This window comes from Paenibacillus sp. W4I10 (assembly GCF_030816325.1).
In the GTDB taxonomy this organism is placed as follows: Bacteria; Bacillota; Bacilli; order Paenibacillales; family Paenibacillaceae; genus Paenibacillus; species Paenibacillus amylolyticus_B.
Map to the genome: position 1 here is coordinate 6,414,546 of NZ_JAUSXX010000001.1, position 21,613 is coordinate 6,436,158.

11 protein-coding genes are annotated in these 21,613 nt (G+C 47.5%); 9 read left to right on the forward strand and 2 right to left on the reverse strand.

Translation table 11 applies throughout. From position 1 onward, the window contains the following. The first annotated feature begins 9 nt into the window (after positions 1 to 9). Together QF049_RS28845 and QF049_RS28850 are read left to right on the forward strand one after the other, a co-directional pair. Positions 10 to 3,126, forward strand: a complete 3,117-nt coding sequence (locus QF049_RS28845) for an S-layer homology domain-containing protein (protein WP_307542333.1) — start codon at positions 10 to 12, stop codon at positions 3,124 to 3,126. A gap of 859 nt (positions 3,127 to 3,985) precedes the next feature. Next, positions 3,986 to 5,563 carry a class I adenylate-forming enzyme family protein gene (locus QF049_RS28850; protein WP_307542335.1) on the forward strand — a complete coding sequence of 526 codons (1,578 nt, stop codon included), beginning with the start codon at positions 3,986 to 3,988 and terminating at the stop codon, positions 5,561 to 5,563. Positions 5,564 to 5,706: 143 nt separating this feature from the next. Here QF049_RS28850 and QF049_RS28855 read toward each other — a convergent pair whose 3' ends face one another. Both QF049_RS28855 and QF049_RS28860 read right to left on the reverse strand, forming a co-directional pair. Beyond that, positions 5,707 to 8,382, reverse strand: a complete 2,676-nt coding sequence (locus QF049_RS28855; RefSeq protein WP_307542337.1) for an endo-beta-N-acetylglucosaminidase — start codon at positions 8,380 to 8,382, stop codon at positions 5,707 to 5,709. Positions 8,383 to 8,395: 13 nt separating this feature from the next. Then, a complete protein-coding gene (locus QF049_RS28860; protein WP_307542339.1) occupies positions 8,396 to 8,524 on the reverse strand; it encodes a hypothetical protein in 129 nt (42 codons plus the stop codon). A 402-nt stretch (positions 8,525 to 8,926) separates the two neighbouring features. Between QF049_RS28860 and QF049_RS28865 the strand changes: the two genes are divergently transcribed. From QF049_RS28865 to QF049_RS28895, 7 genes are all read left to right on the forward strand, one after another. Further along, on the forward strand, positions 8,927 to 10,756 hold the full coding sequence (locus tag QF049_RS28865) for a sensor histidine kinase (protein WP_373428313.1): 1,830 nt from the start codon (positions 8,927 to 8,929) through the stop codon (positions 10,754 to 10,756). A gap of 1 nt (position 10,757) precedes the next feature. Further along, the gene (locus QF049_RS28870) at positions 10,758 to 12,278 is read left to right on the forward strand and encodes a response regulator transcription factor (RefSeq protein ID WP_307542341.1); all 1,521 of its coding nucleotides are present in this window, start codon (positions 10,758 to 10,760) and stop codon (positions 12,276 to 12,278) included. A 280-nt stretch (positions 12,279 to 12,558) separates the two neighbouring features. Next, positions 12,559 to 14,031, forward strand: coding sequence for an ABC transporter substrate-binding protein (locus QF049_RS28875; protein ID WP_307542343.1), 1,473 nt, complete (start codon positions 12,559 to 12,561; stop codon positions 14,029 to 14,031). A gap of 77 nt (positions 14,032 to 14,108) precedes the next feature. Then, entirely contained in the window at positions 14,109 to 15,038 is a 930-nt protein-coding gene (locus tag QF049_RS28880; protein WP_307542345.1) for an ABC transporter permease, read from the forward strand. 24 nt (positions 15,039 to 15,062) lie between these two features. Next, positions 15,063 to 15,983: a carbohydrate ABC transporter permease gene (locus tag QF049_RS28885; RefSeq protein WP_062837930.1), complete on the forward strand. Its 921-nt coding sequence runs from the start codon at positions 15,063 to 15,065 to the stop codon at positions 15,981 to 15,983. Between the two features lie 33 nt (positions 15,984 to 16,016). Continuing rightward, complete coding sequence (locus QF049_RS28890; protein ID WP_307542347.1) at positions 16,017 to 18,374, forward strand: glycoside hydrolase family 3 N-terminal domain-containing protein; 2,358 nt, start codon at positions 16,017 to 16,019, stop codon at positions 18,372 to 18,374. Positions 18,375 to 18,378: 4 nt separating this feature from the next. Continuing rightward, complete coding sequence (locus tag QF049_RS28895; protein WP_307542350.1) at positions 18,379 to 21,594, forward strand: alpha-mannosidase; 3,216 nt, start codon at positions 18,379 to 18,381, stop codon at positions 21,592 to 21,594. Positions 21,595 to 21,613: the final 19 nt, after the last annotated feature.

Below are 21,613 nucleotides of genomic sequence, written 5' to 3' on the forward strand. Positions count from 1 at the left end.
GAAAAGAACGTGTTTAAACAAAGCAACAAGTTTCTTAAGAAAAAGCATGGAGCGTTATTCCTCGCAGCTGCTCTGACCGTAGGTGGTTTACCGGTGGTTCCGACGGCTGTCAGCGCAGCTGATGCAGATCAGGCATTAATTACCACGTCAGGCGGCACATCCGGTTACGATTTTGTGGATGGACAGCAATCGTCTGGAGCAGTTATTGATCCTGGAATTGTAATTCAAGATTCCGCTTATACAACCAATTTGGACGCTGCCACCGTGCTGCTTGAAAATTTTCAAGCAGGGGATCAACTTTCATTTACCGCAACCCCAGGAATTACAGGAACATATAATACTGCAAATGGTGTATTAACGTTCAAAGGAACTGCGTCAGCTGAAGCTTATATGCAGACATTGTCAACTGTTGCATTTTCGACAACCTCCAACAATACGTCAGCCAGAACCGTTAGGTTTACCTTGGGTGATGCCCTTCCTTATGATGCCAACGGTCATTTTTATAAATATATCAATAAGGGAAGCAATATTTCCTGGACTGATGCAAAAAATGAAGCTGCAGCCGACGACTATTTCGGACGCGAAGGATATCTGGTCACGATCACAGATGCTCAAGAGAATGCATTTGTCAAAGAAAAGACAGAGGGTGTAGGCTGGATTGGTGCACAAGATATCGAGCGCAAAAACGGCGGTGCTAAAGTCAATGGTGACTGGCGCTGGGTAACCGGGCCGGAGGGTCTGGAGGACAACGGGAATGGTCTGAAATTCTACCAAGGCTATCTAGGCGGTACGAAAATTGGGTATGCCAACTGGGCTGCCAGCGAGCCTAATGATTATAGTGGTCTGGAATACGTAGCGCATATTTTTGGGCCTGGCGCCAATGCAGGACAATGGAACGATTACCCTTTGAGCAACAATGTTGTAGGGTATGTCATTGAATACGGCGGCATGGAGGGTGACGAGGATTTTGGAATCATCGCCGAGAAAACCGTTTCTATTGTCAATATTACCGATCTTAAAGAAGCCGTTGAGGAAGGGAATCAACTGAACGAAGAAGATTATAAGGCTTCGGAATGGACAGCATATAAAAAAGCGCTGGAAGACGCCAAAGCAGTGCTTGATAACAAAAACAAAACACAAGAAGAAGTAAATAAAGCACTTGAGCAATTAAAAATAGCGCAAGAGCAGCTTAAGCCCATGCTGATCACCGAGCCGAGTGGTGGTCTGGTCAACGTATCCAAGCCTGAGCTCAAAGGTGTCGCAGACCAAGATTCGAAAATCACCGTTGAATTGAAGGATGAGAACGGAAATGTGCTTGAAAGAAGAGAAGTAGAAGCAGATAAAGATGGAAATTGGAGCTTTACCCCGTCGGCAGAATTGCCGGATGGAACATATACTGTTGATGTAACGGCAGTTAGAAATGGTAAAGTGGCCAAAGAATCCAAGACGCTCGTAGTAGAGTCTGCTCAAAAATCGCATCTCATCGGTCTAGAGCTGAGCGCTCAAGATGGAACTTCGATTCCATTGTCTCCAACTTTTTCCGAAAATACGCATAATTACACTGCTACTACTGCAACGTACAGCGTATATTTCAAACCAACACTGGACTCCGTTGCAGGTCTGGATCCGAATGCCAAGATTGAGTTCTCGCTCAATAATGGTGCCTGGACAGACGCGACTAGCGGTACAGCAAGTGATCATTTGCCTTTGAATGAAGGCCCCAACACAATTGTTGTTAAGGTTACGGTTAACGGAAGGGAGACCCTGTATACGCTGAACATTTTCCGTACATTCAATAGTGGAAATAATGGCAGCAACGGAGGCGGGGGTGGCGGAAGCACAACTCCAACAACAACGCCAAGTACTCCTGAAGCTCCAAAGGGCAATCTTGACATAACTGTCGATGGCAAAGACAATCCGTTTGCAACAGGCACAACCTCAACTTCAGACGGCCGTACGACAACTTCAGTTAAGGTAGATCCGGACAAGCTGGGTGAAGCTGTATCGGAAGGTTCAGGCCAGGATCTGACGGTTCACTCGCCAAATGAAGGAGATCTGACGGTTGACGGATTGACAGCGGACACCTTGAAGAAGTTGGGCGATAAGGGAGCAAGCCTGAAAATCAGCAACCCGCTGGCCATTTATCCGGTACCTGCCGGAAAAATGAACCTGAATTCTGTCGCTGGTCAATTGGGCAATGCAGCGCTTAGAGATATCGGGGTTCGCATCGACATCAAGCCTTCTGCGGAAGGATTGATCGCATCTGCGAAGAACAAAGCAACTGCGGGAGGTTATGAACTGCTGGTTAATCCGGTTGATCTGAACCTGACGTTTAGCCATGGCGGGAAGACCGTAGAATCCAGTCAATTGAATGGCTATGCAGCCAAATACATCGCTCTGCCGGAAGGCATCGATCCAAACCGGATTACGACAGGCGTTGTAGTGAATCAAGATGGCAGCGTGTATCACCTGCCTACCGTTGTAACGAAGATCAATAATCGTTATTATGCACAAATTAATGACCTGCGTAGCAGTGGTACTTACTCAGTGATCTGGAATCCGGAGGATTTCACCGACGTGAGAACCCATTGGGGTCAAGCGGATGTGAATAACATCGCAGCACGACTGGATCTGAAGGGGAATGGGGATAACACGTTCTCGCCGGAACGCAGTGTAACACGTTCCGAGTTTGCGGAGATCGTGGTCCTCGGTCTGGGTCTGATGCGTCAGGAAGCATCGCTGGTTAACTTCCCGGATGTGTCGGCTTCCGTCTGGAATAAAAATGCTATCGCCATTGCAGATGAATTTGATATCGTTCGTGGTTATGACGATGGCTACTTCTACGGCGACAAACAAATTACGAGAGAGCAAGGCTTCGCTATGGTAGCCCGTGCGTATCGCCTGATTCAACCCGCTGCGGCTGCTGGTAATACTTCTGCCTTGGCTCAATATCCAGATGGGGCAAAAGTAGCCAACTGGGCGAAAGCGGATGTAGCGCAACTAATCGAAGCAGGTATCATTCAGGGCGAGGGTACTCATCTCAACCCGAAAGCGCCGATGAAGCGTGCGGAAGTGACGGCATTAATTGCAAGAATGCTGAAGATGACCAATTTAATTGACAAGTAAGTAAGTTTATTTAAACAACCACTGACAGCCTAAAACTGTCAGTGGTTTGTTTTTTTTAGAGGAGGATGTCAGGGGACCCGAACATGCACGCATAAGAAGTCGCCATATTAGTCATAACTCCGTCAAATAGACACAAAAAAGACGCCTTAAGCTGTGGCCGTTTCCGAGCGGTCGTTTAATTTCTTTTGAAAACTTTCGTGGTTATAAACGAGACGTATTCTTGGTTAGCTTGCTCCAAATCTGCAAGGCTTCGCAGCTTACTTCGATATATTACCTCGGTTTCGATCGTTTTATAGGGATTCTAACGGGAAACAATAGTTCAATAAAACCAAAGAAGCAGCCGACCATAGTGATCGGCTGCTTTTGTTCAAGTAACGGGCAGTTTAGTTTTGTTGGAAAAGGTTTTATCTAAGTTTTATAGAAAGTAAAATAACTTAACTTAACTTGTTGTGAAATTGCACTCCTTTTACATTTAACAACACAATTAACAATTCGTCACGTATAAAAATCAAGGCTTACAACGAATCATCTCAGGGCTCCTCGCTATGATTGGAATACTGTCGCAGGGCATCAAAGTGATCAGCTGCTGATTTCAACTAGCGGACTGACAATAGGGATCGTTGCAGAAATGATAACGATCCTTTTTTGTACCTTTAAGGACGAGAATCATGATACCTAATTAAGCTAGCGAGTAGGTTAACGGCAAGAATCGTCTGTTGGCAGAACTGTAATATCAGAAGAATTTATGATTTTAATAGGGGATAATGATTACTTATTATTCCAGATATATGCTACTCTCTTTTTATTCCATAGTTTTCTTAACGGAAAAAATGGAAATTTAAAAGTTGGGGGTAATTGCTTGCTTCTATCCGAACGATTGCCAATTGCAGCAAGTCTGTACCCTGAGGAACCTGCGTTAATGAGACATGGGCAAACGATGAGTTATGGGGAGCTTAACGCTCTAGTTGAAAGACTGAGTCATGCTCTGTATGTTGAAGGTCTCCGAGCAGGCGATCGGTTTGCCCTTTTAGGTGATCCAGATCCCCAGCTCGTTGTTGCGTTTTATGCAGCAGTTGGGATCGGAGCTATACCAATCGTGCCGTCACCTTTACAAACAGTGCCTGAACTCGCTGCCATATTACAGGATGCAGAACCGCATATGGTTATTCATGATGACCAACATGCTAACGCAGCTATCGCCACGGTAAAGCTTCTTGGGTATTGTCCAAAACTATTCACGATAGACGAAGAAGGGCCGAATGCCATATCGCTCGCAACTCTTTTACAGCATGAACCTGCGTTCTCTCCAAAAGACCATCTCAAACCAAGTGTAGACGATACGGCAGTCCTGATTTATACGGGCGGGACAACCGGTCGGCCAAAAGGGGTAATGCATTCGCATCGAGGTATGGCTGCTTGGAATCAACTTACGCCTTCTGCAGGCTTCGGTCATGATCTCAGGCGTCGTGTGTTAGTGCTCAACCTATCCCATCTGGTTGGTCAGTTCCAGTTGTGGGCGACCATGGCTGCCGGAGGCTGTCTTGTATTCCTAGACGAATACCCGGCGGATGTACAACGCATTATAGACGCCGTTGAACGTGATCAGATTACGCAGCTCAGCACAGTAGGCCAACTGCTTCGTGATCTTACCCGTGAGGCATCCCACGGGGGTAGAAACTTGAAGAGCCTAACGCTTATTGGCTGCGGAGGGTCCATTATTTCCCCGGATACACTTCAGGATGTCGTATCGCAATTCCCTGAAGCTTTAATTGTTAACAACTACTCACAAGCGGAATGTGGAATGTCCATAAGCCGCCTTTTTCCTGCTCAGCATATGGGCGATCCTCTTCGCCTTCGATCCGTAGGCCGTCCCGCCGACCTGGCTGCCCAGGGTGAGCAGGCCTTCGAAGTTCGGATCTTAAATACGGACGGAAGTGAGACAGTTACGGGCGAGGCTGGAGAAATCGTTGTTCGAGGTGAACAGACCATGCTTGGGTATTGGCGCCAGTTGGAGGCTACTGCCGAGATCATGCATGATGGCTGGATCCGAACCGGGGATGTCGGTTGCCTGGATGACGAAGGCTACCTTTATGTGTTTGATCGCTTGAAGGATATGGTTATTGTGGGCGGTTCCAATGTGTTCTGTGCCGAAGTGGAGCATGTTATTGTGACCCATGAGGCGGTAATCGACGCGGCCGTAATCGGACCTCCTCTTCCCGACGAAGGCGAGGAACTCGTCGCCTTCGTCGTGTTACGGGACGGGGACAGTTTGGATCTGACACAATTGAGGGCGTTCTGTGAGCCACACCTTGCTCCGTACAAATGGCCGACTCAACTGTTCATTGTGGATACTCTTCCCAGAACGGCCGTGGATAAAATAGACAAAAAGCAGTTACGGAATTATCTATCCTCAATGTTATCCGGAGGACTACACTAAAGGAAAATGCTGTGTTAATAGCTGTTGGGTAGAATATTTATTACGAAATCAACAAATACAGCCCTTCAATCTTCCTTTTGGAAATGAAGGGCTGTATGTTTTCATTACTGTTATGCTGGCGTACATAAAAATACTTTGTAATATTACCTCAAAATTGTCGTGGCTTGATTGCCTGAATAATCCTCAATGACCAGCTTCAAAGAGCTGTTGCTGGACGCTGGTGTGAAGGTCAGTTCACTCAGCTTTGTTCTTCCCCGAATGATATACGGGAATTTCTGCGAAACGTAAGTGACGCCGAACTCGCGTGCTACCCCATTTTCATATACATAGATCTTGTACCAATCCTCCAGATCCGGCAGGGCAAGCGTATATTTCCCATCTTTTACCGTAACCTTATCCTTGGCGTATGGTGTAATCTGAAGATCTGCGAGTTGTCCGGTATGGGTAACCGGATTCTGCCCGCCAATGGCGATGTTCAGCACGTAATGTTCACCATTGGTCGGAAGTTCCGTCAGAACGGCGGATGATTTTCCTTTTTTGACCTGAAGCGACTTGGTGAAGGGTTCTTTCGTATATTCGGTTTCTAGGGTGAGCTGAATGGACTCGTTGCCGTTACCCTTGTCTTTATTTTTATCCTTATCCGTATTCTTATCTTTATTCTTGCCTGTATCTTTTGCCTTTTTCGGGTTTTTCCAGCTTACAATAGCATCGCCATTCTTTTTGAATTTCACATCAATATTCTGAACGGATGCATTCAGATCATAAGGCAAGACGGTTGCTTCACTTTCGGTACCATCTGCACCAACAGCACGAATGGACAGTTCACCAGAAGGCTGTTTTAGCGATTTGATATAAAAAGTGGAATCATACACGCCGCCAACATAGGCGCCATTTTCATATAAATTGTATTGCTTGACCTCTGAATATTCTTTCATGTCCCAGGCGACAACCAGTTCGTCGGTGTTGGTCAGTGTTTTGACAAGATGGAACCCGGTCGGTGCATCCGGTACAGCCGCTGAACCGTCGGAAATGCGGATCTCGCCAATATTCATCTGGTAATTCTCAATCGCTTTGCCATTCGGGTCAAAGGATAATCCTATAGCGGCAATGGTCTTGCCTTGATATGCACTCAGATCCAATGTAGCTGTCTTCCAGCCTTCCGTATGCTGGCCTGAATTAGGCACCTGTACGTTGACTACGTTGGATGGATCATCTTCGAAGATCAGCCCAACATGCAGGGAAGAAGCATCGCTGGTGGACGGTTTGTTATACGTCAGCTCCAGTTTGGATTGTCCGTTGACGGACAGGTCGGTCTTGTACAGGCGCAGGAAGTTCTCCGCGTTCAGTGTACCGTTCACCACGAGTGAGCTGCCGCCTTGGAATGCGCCAATGGATTCGTAGTTGTACCTTGCGCCTTTCTCATAAGATGGGCCATAATCAAAATCGACACTCAGCTTGTCGCCTTCGCTATCCATCCACCATTGCCAGGTAACAGGGATGTCCTGAATGTTGATATTGGACCATTCCTTGTCGTTCGAGACAGCGCCGTCTTCATAATATTTCAGACCATGACCTGTATTGAAGCTGGTCGCAAAATTAGAGCCGTTGATGACGGAACGCTCGGTCAGATAAGCGGCAATCCCATCCCAATTCGCACCGGAAGCATACACATCCGACAGATCGGCAGACGCATTACGACGTGCATCTGTCGGGTCTTGATTTGGACCAGACCACCAGGCACGATCACGTACAAAGGTCATCCACTGGTACTCATCCTCAGCTCGGTGATTGGTACTGCCATCGCCCATCTCTTCATCCAGGGCGTTGTGGGTGAAGTCGGCACCCAGTGTCGCGATGCTGTTCATCGGTTGACCGTTCTCATCCAGGTTATGGCGCAGGTCATAGGATTGCTTCCAGCGGCCGAATTTGTCATGTCCACCTTCGACACCAGCAAATACGGTTTCCAATGGATCCAGTCCCAGACTAAGGGCATGATCACGGGAATCGCGGAGCATCTTGTGGTTCCACACATAGTTCAGGAAGATGGAATCCGAGACTCTGCCGAGAACGGAATCTTGTACAAAGGGGCTGTTAAGCCCATTGAATTGGTTCTGGTATTGAATCTTGCCTGTTGTATTGATGGTGGAATCATACCACTGAACGTACAGGCCTTTATCTCTTAGATATTTCATGAATTTCTTGTAGGAAGCGATATCCTCAGGGGCTACACCCCGGGCAACTTCTTCCTGATTGAAGAAATATCCATCGTAGTTGTAGTATTCTGCCATCTCGGCCAGTTTCTCGGCCACAGGGAAATTACCGTTTTCATCCTGGATCAGCATTTGTTTATAGGTTTGTGGCCCACGGTCATTGTCCGAGAAAAAAATGTTGGCAATGGATTTGACGCCATTTTTGTGGGCTGCGTTGGTATAGGCCGGATTCGGAATGTTCAAAATGCCAAACTCGAAGTATTTCTCCGTCCATTCCTTACTTGGGTCATACAGCTCCTCCGGTACTCCGGCAGAAGCCATGCCATGCCAATAGCTGTAGTAGTCTGTATACTGCCAATAATTGAAGAGGTACTGGCTGAATTCATTGGTGTAAGGTGTGCTATCGAAGAATGCATTGCCGTAATCGCCGCTCATCGTGAATAGCTGGGTATCTGGACTAAGCTCAGGATAAGCCTGTGTGGCAGCGAACGCTTCATTACGGGGCTGCAAGGGAACATGGGCACGAAGCAGGTCACCATGGATATCACTTTCCGGTGTCCAGTTCAGAATCTGGGCCGAGGTGTACCCGTGTTGATAGGGCTGATTCACCCCTTTGGCACTTTCACCGGTGTAAGGTGAGCGTATCTCCGGCATAAACGGATGATGCAACAACTTGTCCAAGCAGAGCCGTAGTCAGGACCATGGCAGTGACCTTGGGAATGAGGCCTTTTGGTTTGAGTTTGCGTGTCATGCTGTTCCTCCTTCAAGTGGAATGAATGTAAGGTATTCTTTTACACAAAGCTAAACTTATGGTTAACGATAGTGGATGAAAGCGTTTTTAAATAGGGTGAAATTAAAGAAACACAGATATAAACTAAAGAAAAGTTGCAGGTGACAAGTTAATGTCAGAAGCCTAATGATATAATTCTATATAAGTTGAACTAATTTTTTACACGATAACGAAGAGGACAGAAAAAACCTGAAAAAGCGAAGCGTTCGCATTTATCACCGGATTTTCCCCTTAGAAAAAGGGAATTGAAAAATCTGGGGATAACAGCAATTGGAAGGTTATTCTGTCATCGTAGTGTCAGTGTAAGTAATCTTTAGTTCAACTTATATAGTCAGGAAAACAGCATCGGAGGGAACATGCGACTTGAAAATTGTTAGCGTTTACAATAATTTCTTTAAAAATAATATGTTTATGAAAATGCTCCTGATCTTCTCGATGATATCGATTGTTACGATCATTACGCTGTCTTATATCATCTTCCTGTCGGTGTCCGACTCCACGATTCGCCGGGAACTGGCGATCCAGAAAGCGGCGATGGAACATGTGGATCGGTACATTCATCAGCAGTATGAGTCGGTACAGAATATGGTGAGGGATATGCATCAGAATGAGGCACTCTCGGCCAACATTACTTACCTGATGAATCATTCGTACGCTGAATATGTTCAGCACATGACGAATGGATATTACGCCAATCAGGATGACTATTCGGCCGATGTGTTGAAACATTTTCAGAACATCATGGATCGCAATTCGCAGATTAACCAACTCATGTTGTATAGCGCCGAGCAGCAGGATCTGTCTACGTTTAATCAACACAAGCAGTTCCGCAAGCTGGACGCCAATGTGGCTCATTCCTATATTCCGGACGTGATGGCGATGGAAACGCCCAATATCAGTGCACCCAACTACTGGATTCGCAAAGAGATTAATCAATGGGACCCTGCGCTCTACTCCATCCGCGTACCGATTAACAATACACAGACTCTTCGGAATCTGGGCCAATTTCTTGTCTTCTTTGACTCGGAGGGAATCGGAAATGCACTGGATAACTACGAGAGTAATCTCAAGGGAGAAATCGTGGTATTATCGGCGAAAGGGACAGTGTTATTTGACTCCAACAATCATTATTACGGGAAGAAGTATCCCTACGTGAATGTGGCCGATTCGCTGTTTGATCAGACGGATATGGATTCAATGAAAAAGGAGCAGAACATGTATGTGAACAAGTTTGTCTCCGCGGATCAGGGTTATGTGGTCATTGGCACCGTTCCGGTAGAAGAGATGGCTGAAACCTATGCGGGCATTCGCAATACCATCATCTCGATCAGTATCGTGTGTATTCTGTTTGCCGTGCTGGTTCCGGCGTTTTTCATTATTAACTTTGCCAAACGAACCCGTCGAATTATTCGTTTCACCCAAAAAGTGAAATATGGCAATTTGACGGCTCGCATCGACGATCCACGTGATGATGAACTGGGGCAGATCTCACATAGCTTCAACGACATGCTCGACGAGCTGAATCTGTATATTGAACGAGTCTACAAAGCCGAGATCAAACAGAAGGAGACCGAGCTGGTCGCATTACAGGCGCGCATCAACCCTCATTTTCTCTACAATACGCTTGAAGTGATTCGGATGAGGGCGATATCCCAAGGGGCGAGAGATGTCGGCGAGATGATCTATAGCCTATCCGTATTGTTCAAGAGCCTGGTACAGCAGAAGAAGAATTATACGCTGAAGGATGAGATGGAAGCTTGCCGCTTGTATCTGGAGTTATTCCGAATCCGCTACAAGGATATTTTCATATATACGATCCAGATCGATGCTGCTTATTATCAACACCCTGTGGTGAAACTTTCGCTGCAACCCATTATTGAGAATTATGTCGTGCACGGCATTCAGACGGAACGTTCGGATAACCGATTATCGATTATTGTGGAAGAGACGGATAATGTGGTGCAGGTGGAAGTCAAAGATAATGGCAAAGGTATTGATCCTGCACGCCTGACGGAAATCCTTGAAGAACTGGAACGTCCTGAAGAGTCTGGTCAGATGTTCGGGCTGCGCAGTGTCCATAGTCGATTGCGCTTCCTGTATGGGCCAGAGTTCGGTATCACCATAGAGAGTACCCTCGGAGAAGGAACACGGATCAGGGTGCGTTATCCACATACAGAAGGGACAGGTGTGTAATATGTACAAGGTGTTTATTGTGGACGATGAGCCATTCATCATTGAAGGGTTATACGATATTGTGGATTGGTCTTCATTTGGAATGGAAATTGTGAGCCATGCAGGTAATGGGCAAGCAGCGTTACAAGCGCTCTCTTCTCAGCCTGTGGACATTCTGATTACGGATATATCCATGCCACTCATGAATGGTCTCGATCTGATTCGGGAAGCAAGGCGAGTGCAACCTGAGCTTAAGGTCATTATCCTCAGTGGTTTCAATGAGTTCGAATATCTGAAGGAAGGCATGCAGCTGGGGATCGAAAATTATCTGCTTAAACCGATTAATGTGGAGGAACTGGAATCCACGCTGAGCAACACAGCATCCAAGCTGGATCATACAGTATCACCTCAAGCCGATGATGCGTATGGCATTCAGATTCTGAAAGATAACATTCTTCATCGATGGCTTACGGGACAGATTGCAGCTACCGAATTTGAAGAACGTGCCCAGTTTATGAACCTTTCTTTGGATGCACCGGACGTTGCTGTCGCTATATTGCGTGACAAAGACAAAGGGCAAACATTCGGCATGTTTGAACGTGTGGAGGAGATGCTGAAGGACAAGTCCCATCTGAATGTCTTTCATGACATCGATGGTGATCTCGTCATTGTTGCCAATGTCGACGGTAACGAGGATGAGGAACAGAAGTTGATGGATGGCTTGCAGGCATTATCTGATGAGATAACCGTAACCCATCCGGGGGCACGCATTGGAGCAGGCAGATTGATGAAGGGACTGTACCATGCGCCGACCAGTTATTCGGATGCCAAAAAAGCACTCCAGTATGTGATGATTTATCCCGACCTTAAAGTCATCGACCATGCCATGCTGGAAAGGTGCGGAAATTCAAACGCGACCTTTTTCATTGAATGGAGGGAGTATGCCAAACTCATTCTGTCCCGGAATACAGAACAACTTGCGGAACGGATTCGTATGGATTTTGAACAGCATCGCAATGGACTTACGCCTGGGGAGCTACAGAATACCGCATTGGAAGTGGTGATTCGCTTCAAAATGGAACTGGAGAGCATCAAATACTCGGATGAGTCTGCCATATACCAACAAGGGCTTCAACTTGTCCTGGACAGTGGCACTTTTGATGAACTCGTGCGGGCGCTTCAGCAAGTTGCGGCGCAGACGATCCAATCCCTATTGCAGGATCTGAAGAATCCAATTGTGAACCAAGTGCTTCAGCATATCGACAAACACTACGCAGAAGAACTTTCCCTGAAGCTGCTGGGTGCCCACTATCATCTGCATCCGGTGTATTTGGGACAATTGTTTCATAAGGAGACCGGGGAGACGTTTGCCGAATATATCAACAAATACCGGATTGAACGTGCGAAGGAGCAACTACGCAATTCCAATCTGAAGGTACATGAGATCGCCCGAAATGTGGGGTATTGGGAGACGGGGTATTTCTATAAACAGTTCCGCAAATATGTGGGGATTTCACCGACTGATTTCAAGGTGTTTGGTTAATTCGGTGACGGGTAGATCCAACCATGGGACAGAGAGCCAAGAGACATATCGGGAACAGGAATGGCATGGTAGAAAATCATGGCATACGTTACCCGGCATGTCTCTTTCATGTAAGCGATTTATTTAAATAGGTTCAAAATAGATGCCCATGGACAATTTCTCTTTAATTTGTACCTCGAAAACTTAAGTTTATCTTCTTTTTGTAAATGCTTTTATTCGATAAGGTTAAAGCAGTTAGTAAGTAGAGCCTAAGGGAACACGAAAAGGGAGGATCAAAGAAATGAGTAAACAAAGAAAACGCTTCTCACTCGTTCTTGCATTGTTAATGGCCGTTACACTTGTTCTTAGTGCCTGTGGAGGAAGCAAAGATGCTTCAGAATCCGGGGGAGCTGGAGATGACGCGGTAGAGTTGATCTGGTATACCATCGGTACCCCTCAGAAAGACGTCAATAAAGTGATGGAAGAAGTGAGCAAGTATACCAAAGAGAAAATTAATGCCACGGTAACGATGAAGATGGTTGACTGGGGTGACTACCCGCAGAAGATGCAGGTTAACGTAGCATCCGGTGAGCCAATGGACATTCTGTTCACTTCTTCTGGTGGATTTGATTATGTACAAAATGCCAGAAAAGGTGCATTCCTTGAACTGGATGACCTGCTTGCTGAATACGGTCAGGATCTTACCAAGACCATCGATCCTGCATTCCTAAGCGGTTCCAAGGTAGATGGACACAATTACGGAATTCCGGCCAACAAAGAGCTGCCTCAACAAGAGGTATGGCGCTTTAACCAAATGCTGGTTGATAAATACAAGCTGGACACCTCTGGTGTCCGTACGTTAGACAGTCTGGAGCCTTTACTGAAAACGATCAAGGAAAACGAGGCAAGTGTAACACCTTTTGCCATGGATAAAAACTATGTTCCTTACGTGCCTTATGACTATGTCATTCAGAATCTGCCAATGGCAATCAAGTTGGATACAACAGACTATAAGCTTGTAAACATACTGGAAACACCTGAAATGAAAGAAGCACTTACTACGATGCACAAATACTACAAGGCTGGGTATGTATCGGCAGAAGCGGCAACAACAGGTTCCACGAACGACCTGACAACATCGGGCAACTGGTTCCTGGATCGTGCACAGACTCAGCCACTCGCGGACAATCAATGGTCTGCAAGTTACGGTTATCAAGTCGTTTCAACACCTGCAAGTGAACCGATTATAACGAATACATCTGTACAAGGTTCCATCATGGCCATCTCGGCTAACTCGGAATATCCAGAGAAAGCGATGGAATTCCTGAACCTGCTGAATACAGATCCTGTGCTGCGTAATATGGTGGACTCCGGTATCGAGGGCACACACTACAAAAAAGTGGATGACACGCATATGGAAAATCTGCCTGAATCGAAAAACTACGATATGCCTTCATACTCCCTTGGGAATAACATGCTGCTCTATCTGAACAGCAATGACCCGGACAACAAATGGGATGAGTTCAAGAAGTTTAACGCTGAAGGTACCAATTCCCCGATCCTCAGCTTTAACTTTGATTCAAGCAATGTATCTGCCGAACTGACGGCGGTACAGAACGTGAAAGAGCAGTATTGGGCAGCACTGATGACAGGTACACTGGACCCGGCAGCCAATCTGGATCAAGTGATTGAGAAGTTCAATCAAGCCGGACTGGAGAAAGTAATGGCTGAAGCCCAAAGCCAGCTGGATGCCTGGAGAGCGGAAAACAAGTAACAGTACATCGTAAGGATCGGGCGGCTGCTTATCGCGTCCGGTCCTTTTTCATTCAAGCCTGAAGGAGGAACTCCACAATGACTACATTTTTGAAAAACCTGATTAGAAACCGGGTCATGCTGTTCATGGTGCTGCCAGGCGCCATCTGGTTCTTCTTCTTCTCCTACTTGCCTCTTGTGGGTACAGTGGCTGCCTTTAAGGAATATCGGTTCAGCCGTGAAGGGTTCTGGGCAAGTCTGATGAAGAGTGAATGGGTTGGCTGGGACAATTTCAAATTCCTGTTCAGCACAAGTGACGCATGGCTCATTACACGCAACACCCTCTTTTATAACATCGCCATTATCTTCCTGGGACTGGTATTTGCTGTGGCATTGGCAATCCTGCTCTCGGAACTAGTGAATAAACGACTCGCCAAACTGTATCAAACCGGCATGTTTCTGCCGTATTTTCTATCCTGGGTTATTGTTGGTTACTTCGCATTCAGCTTCTTGAGCATGGACCGCGGGATGTTGAATCAGATTATCGGCTGGTTTGGGATGGAACCAATTCAGTGGTACTCCGAGGCGAAATATTGGCCGTATATTCTGGTATTCGTAGCGTTATGGAAAACCATCGGTTATAGCAGCGTTGTCTATCTGGCTTCGATTCTGGGGATTGATAAATCGCTGTATGAAGCAGCCATGATTGATGGAGCAAGCAAGTGGCAGCAGATTCGTAACATTACGATTCCGTTGCTGTCGCCCATCATCACGATTATGACTTTGCTGGCCGTAGGCCGCATTTTCTATGCCGACTTTGGACTGTTCTATCAGGTGCCAAGGGATTCGGGTACGCTCTATTCCGTGACAAATGTTATTGATACGTATGTATATCGTGGTTTGAAAACTAGTGGTGAGATTGGGATGAGTACGGCTGCCGGATTGTATCAATCCGTCGTGGGTTTTGTGCTTGTTATTATCTCCAACTATGTGGTCCGCAAAATCGATAAAGACAGTAGCCTATTCTAGGACAAGGGAAAGGAGTGAACCACTATGGCTCAAGCAGGGCTTGTTAAAAAACGCGACTTCCACCACGTATCCAGCGGCTGGAACGTGATCATGAACATCATCGCTGGTCTATTCGCTCTGATCTGTGTATTTCCTTTTATATTTGTAGTTATTATCTCGTTTACAGACGAGAAAGCACTGGCCCGTGATGGGTATCGTCTGATTCCGGCAGAATGGAGTCTCGCGGCATATCAGTTTGTCTGGCAGAGTGGGGACACGCTGCTGCGTGCGTATGGAGTTACCATTCTGGTGACGGTACTCGGTACCATTATCAGTTTGATTCTCATGTCGCTGTATGCGTATGCGATTTCCCGCAAGAGCTTCAGATATCGGAGATTTTTCTCCATCTTTGCGATTCTGACCATGTTGTTCAACGGCGGGATGATTCCAACCTATATGGTTGTATCCCAGCTGCTTGGATTGAAAGATACGTTATGGGCACTGATTCTGCCGCTGGCGATGAATGCCTTCTATATTATGATCCTGCGTACATTCTACTCCACCAGTGTGCCGGATGCAGTCATTGAATCTGCGAAAATTGATGGTGCCGGTGAGTTCTATACCTTTATGAAAATCGTGATTCCACTCTCCTTGCCGGGACTGGCAACCATCGGGTTGTTCAGTACACTCGGTTACTGGAATGATTGGTTCAATGCGCTGTTATACATCGATAATCCGAATCTGGTACCGCTGCAATCCATGCTGATGCGGATTGAGTCGAGCATCCAGTTTATCCAGCAGAACTCTGCTAACAGTTCAATGAGTCTGGCAGCCATGCAGTCCATTCCGCAGGATACATCCCGAATGGCGATGGTTGTGCTTGCTACGTTGCCGATTATATTCGCTTATCCGTTCTTCCAGCGTTATTTTGTACAGGGTCTGACGGTGGGCGCGGTCAAAGAATAACCGGATCACGTTATAGGATTGGAGAGATGCAGAATGATGACTTACAAGGACCAAAGCAAATCCGTAGAGGAACGGGTACAACACCTGCTTAGCCTGATGACTACGGAAGAAAAGGTAGGCCAACTTACGCAGCCATTTGGCTGGCAGACCTATACGAATGATCAAGGGAACATCACGTTAAATGAATCCTTTAAACAGCAAGTGGAAAATGGGGGCATCGGTTCCCTTTACGGTGCGCTTCGGGCAGATCCGTGGACTGGCGTTACGCTGGAAAATGGACTATCTGCCAGAGAAGGCGCTGAGGCAGTTAATCTGATTCAACGTTATGCGGTAGAGCATTCCAGACTGGGGATTCCCATTCTGATTGGGGAGGAGTGCTCGCATGGTCATATGGCCATTGACGGAACGGTCTATCCAGTTCCTCTTTTATTGGGGAGCACCTGGAATGTGGATCTGTACCGGGAGATGTGCCAGGCAGTAGCAAGGGAGACACGTGCTCAAGGTGGCGCGGTCACCTATTCTCCGGTACTGGATGTTGTGCGTGATCCGCGTTGGGGACGTACCGAGGAATGTTTCGGTGAAGATCCGTTTCTCATTGGAGAGCTGGCAGTTGCTTCCGTGGAAGGACTGCAGGGTGAAAGTCTTGACCGTGGAGATACAGTAGCGGCAACCCTGAAACATTTTGTTGGTTATGGCAGCTCGGAAGGTGGACGTAATGCAGGGCCTGTACATATGGGCTGGCGTGAACTGCTGGAAGTGGATCTGTATCCATTCCGCAAGGCGGTGGAAGCTGGCGCGGCGTCGATCATGCCAGCGTACAACGAAATTGATGGCACGCCTTGCACCGTGAATACGGAATTGCTGGAAGATGTTTTGCGTAAGGATTGGGGCTTTGACGGTCTGGTTATTACGGATTGTGGTGCGATCAACATGCTGGCAAGTGGGCATGATGTCGCGGCAGATGGAATGGAAGCTTCCGTACAGGCGATTGAGGCAGGCATCGATATGGAAATGTCCGGTGAGATGTTTGGGCAATATCTGGTGCAGGCGGTGACAGAAGGTAAGCTTGATGTGCAGGTTCTGGATCAGGCTGTCTCTCGTGTGTTGGCGTTGAAGTTCAGACTGGGCTTATTCGAACAGCCTTACGTGGATGCCGATCGCGCAGCGGAAGTAATTGGCAGTGAAGCGCATGTTCAGCTGGCACGCCAGTTGGCGGCGGAAGGGGTTGTGCTTCTCAAAAATGAGGCTGACACGCTACCTCTATCGATAGCTAATATGGGCCGGATTGCCGTCATTGGTCCCAATGCGGATCAGGCTTACAATCAACTGGGCGATTACACATCTCCGCAACCGAAGTCGAAAGTGGCGACGGTACTGGATGGGATTCGCAGTAAGCTTGCTAATCATGTGGATGGGCAAACGGAGAAGAGTTTTGTTGGTCCTTTGACTGGTGACAGCAGTACAGATCAGGTGTTATATGCACCAGGCTGCCGGATCAAAGGTGATTCGAAAGAAGGATTCGAGCGTGCCCTTGAAGTTGCCAGCCAGGCAGATACAGTCATTATGGTGGTTGGTGGCTCCAGTGCGCGTGACTTTGGAGAAGGAACGATCGATCTGAAAACAGGCGCTTCCAATGTCTCGGATAACTCATGGAACGATATGGAGTGTGGCGAAGGGATCGACCGGATGACGTTGGGTCTTGCCGGAGTACAGCTGGAACTCATTCAGGAAATTCACAAGCTCGGCAAGAAGCTTGTCGTTGTTTACATTAATGGTCGTCCGATCACTGAACCTTGGGTAGATGAACATGCCGATGCAATTCTGGAGGCGTGGTATCCGGGTCAAGAGGGCGGTCGTGCCATTGCAGATATTCTATTCGGTGATGTGAATCCGTCAGGCAAATTGACGATCTCCATTCCAAAGCATGTCGGACAATTACCGATCTATTATAACGGCAAACGTTCCCGAGGCAAGCGTTACCTCGAAGAGGATCTGGAGCCACGTTATGCATTTGGATACGGACTGAGTTATACCACATATGAGTACAGCGAACCGAAGCTGAGTTCTTCGTCCATGACAACTGATGATTCAGTTAAGGTATCGGTGAATGTGACCAACACTGGCCCTTATGCAGGTGCGGAGATTGTGCAGATGTATATATCCGACGTGGTCAGCTCACTGACTCGTCCCGCCAAGGAACTGAAGGGGTTTGCAAAAGTTATCTTGGAGCCTGGAGAGACACAGACCGTGGAATTCCGAATCGGAGCCGAGCAACTGCAGTATATTGGTCGTGATTTGAAACCTGTCGTTGAACCGGGACAATTCCATATCCATATCGGCAGCTGCGTTAACGATACGCAAATGGCCGAACTGACCGTAAGGGAGGCGTAAGACGTTGGAACGTATCAGACGATTTATTCGCGAGTTGTCCGAACATCAGTGGCTGGAGCAATTACAGCTGCGTAGCTGGGACATTACCCGCGCTTATTATAATGTGCCAGGACAGTATGAGGATCATGGTGAGTACCCCGAAGGGCAAGATTTTGAGCGTTTTCCGAGCAAACAGGGAACGACTTATTTTTTTAGAACACGTTTGGAGATCCCTGCTACATGGCAGCAAGCACCTTATGGGCTTGTATTTGAGACAGGCGGAGAAGGTTTGCTTCGGATAAATGGGCACTCTTATCAGGGCCTTGACCGCAATCATACCTACGTCACGCTTGATCCATCCAAAGTCGGAAACGCTCCGGAACTTGAGATTGAGATGTTTGACCCGGTACCTGAACCTGTGGACCCCTTGAATCAACAGGCGGTTATTCAGCCGCCGATCACATCAATTACGAGCCTGCTGGTGAGACCAAATGAAGCGGTTCGTAGTCTGATGTATACCGTCATTATTGTGCGTGATTCGGCTGTGTTGCTACCGGAAAGTGACTTTCGGCGGGTTCGCCTGTTAGAACTGGTGTATCGTGCGATGGATCAATTTGTAGGCATGTCAGCAGAAGAGATTGAGCAGGGAGAGGGGATTCGTCAGATTGAGAATAATCTGAAGCATCATGTGCGTGAGATTGGCGGAAACGCGGAAGGTCTGGAGCATATGGTGGGACAATCCCATATTGATATTGCCTGGCTGTGGCCTGTGCGCGAGACCGTACGTAAGACTAGCCGTACCTTCTCCACCGTGGATGCACTCATGAATGAATATCCTGACTATGTGTATTCGCAGAGCCAACCCTTGTTATATGCATTTTTGAAAGAGCATGACCCTGAGCTGTACGCGCGGGTGAAGCAGCGGATTGTAGAAGGTCGCTGGGAGCTGGTGGGCGGCATGTGGGTTGAGCCTGATCTGAACATCCCAAGCGGGGAGTCCCTGATTCGCCAGATGTTATATGGTCAGCGTTTCTATATGGAGGAGTTTGGCAAGACATCACAGATTGAATGGCTGCCGGATACGTTCGGGTACTGTGCCTCCCTGCCGCAGATTTTGAAGCATGGCAATGTGGAGTATTTCATGACAACAAAGCTCGGATGGAATGACACAAATGTGTTTCCATATGATCTCTTCCACTGGGTGGGCATTGATGGAACACCCATTCTGTCTTACCTCAATCATGGTGTTAACGAGCATACGTTGCCGAAGGACATTCATGATCACTGGCAGTCCTACCGTGAGAAAGCAGCGCATCCGGAGCATATGCTTCTATACGGACACGGAGATGGCGGCGGTGGCGTAACACGCGAGATGCTGGAGTATGTGGATCGCGCAGACCTGATGGTAGGTCAGCCTGCGAGCCGTTATAGCACAGCTGGAGCTTTCTTTGCCGGAATTGAAAAGGAGCAACCTGTACTTCCGAAGTGGCATGGCGATCTGTATCTGGAGTTACATCGGGGAACCTACACGACCCATGCGCGCAATAAGCGCAACAACCGGAAAGCGGAAGTTCTATATCGAGAAGCTGAATTGTGGAATACACTCGCTCTGCCAGATATGGAGGCGGATGCAGAAGCTGAAGTGCGTTCAGCACTGCATGACGGCTGGAAGCTGATTTTGCTGAATCAATTCCACGATATTATACCGGGATCGGCGATTACGGAATCCTACGTCACTTCGAATGAAGAATATGTACAGGTATTTGAATTGGGCAGAACCGGACTGGATCAAGGCATTGCAGCATTGACTACGGGTATCAACACAGAGGGACCGGAAGGTTCATTAGCCTATGTTGTATTCAACAGCCTGGGCTGGAAACGCAGTGCAGTTGTTCAATTGGTTGTGCAGGATAGCTTGGATCGCTACGGCATCGATGAAAAAGGCCAGCGCTTGCGGATGGATCGGGAGGATGGCAGCATGTCTATTCTCGTGACAGACATTCCGGCGTTTGGATATAAGACGATTTGGCTGGTACCGGAAAATACAAGGGAAACGAATGTACGGGAAATGACCACCCTTGCCGCACAACCAACCTTTAATGATACATGGGGTACCACCTTTTATCATGTGCAGTTCAATGAACGTGGAGAGATCACCCGTCTGTGGGATAAAACCGCGGAGCGTGAGATGCTGAAGCCGGGTGAACGTGGCAATCAACTTCACTTCTTCCACGATCGTCCAACGCTCTGGGATGCATGGGATATCGACAGTCGTTATGAAGAGCAGATTGCTGGCGAAGTGGAACTGTTGGAGAAAAAGCTGGTGCTGGCGGGTACAACAAAGGATGTCCTGCGCTTCCGCTGGAAGCTACATCAATCGGAAATCACACAGGATATTGTCTTTTATCATGACTCACGACGAATTGACTTCCAGACACAGGTGAACTGGAACGAAAATCACAAACTTCTGAAAGTTGGCTTCCCGATTGATGTGGTAACCTCCAAGGCCACATTTGAAATTCCATTTGGCGCACTGGAACGTCCAACACATCGCAACACAAGCTGGGAACAAGCCCAGTATGAAGTCTGTGGACATCGCTTCGCGGATGTATCCGAATATGGATACGGTGTGAGCCTGCTCAATGATTGCAAGTACGGGTACGACGTGCAGGGAAGTACCATTCGTTTGTCCTTGCTTCGTGCACCAAAATGGCCTGATCGCACAGCCGATCTGGGAGAACATGAATTCACCTATTCGTTATATCCACATGACGGTGACTGGCGAACTGCACACACGGTACGTCAGGCCGCCGAACTGAATCATGAGGTGACGGTACAGCAAGTGAAACAAGTACAACAAAAGGGTCAGATACAACAAGAGCAGCAGATAGAGCAGAGGGAAGAAGTACAGCAAAGCACAGGGACTGGAGTCGATCCAATTGCAGATGCAACTGCAAATGCGGCACCTGAACGTCCAGCAACAGGCTCCTGGATTAACTTCAACAGCAACCATGTCATTCTGGATACCGTCAAAATGGCAGAGGATGGACAAGGCACCGTCCTCCGTTTCTATGAATCGTCAGGCAAACGCGAACGCATCACATTGCAATGGCCACATGCCTTTGAGCAAGCCTATCACTCCAACGCCCTGGAAGAACCGGGCGAGTCTTTGGATATTACGAATGGTCAGATTACATTGACCTTCGTCCCTTACCAAATACAAACCGTGCTACTGCGGTAAACCTTTTTGAAATATTTCT

Bases quoted from the DNA above. Each gene is read 5' to 3' on its own strand.
- QF049_RS28860 (WP_307542339.1), bottom strand. From the start codon at position 8,524: ATGACACGCAAACTCAAACCAAAAGGCCTCATTCCCAAGGTCACTGCC.
- QF049_RS28870 (WP_307542341.1), top strand. From the start codon at position 10,758: ATGTACAAGGTGTTTATTGTGGACGATGAGCCATTCATCATTGAAGGG.
- QF049_RS28875 (WP_307542343.1), top strand. From the start codon at position 12,559: ATGAGTAAACAAAGAAAACGCTTCTCACTCGTTCTTGCATTGTTAATG.
- QF049_RS28880 (WP_307542345.1), top strand. From the start codon at position 14,109: ATGACTACATTTTTGAAAAACCTGATTAGAAACCGGGTCATGCTGTTC.
- QF049_RS28885 (WP_062837930.1), top strand. From the start codon at position 15,063: ATGGCTCAAGCAGGGCTTGTTAAAAAACGCGACTTCCACCACGTATCC.
- QF049_RS28890 (WP_307542347.1), top strand. From the start codon at position 16,017: ATGATGACTTACAAGGACCAAAGCAAATCCGTAGAGGAACGGGTACAA.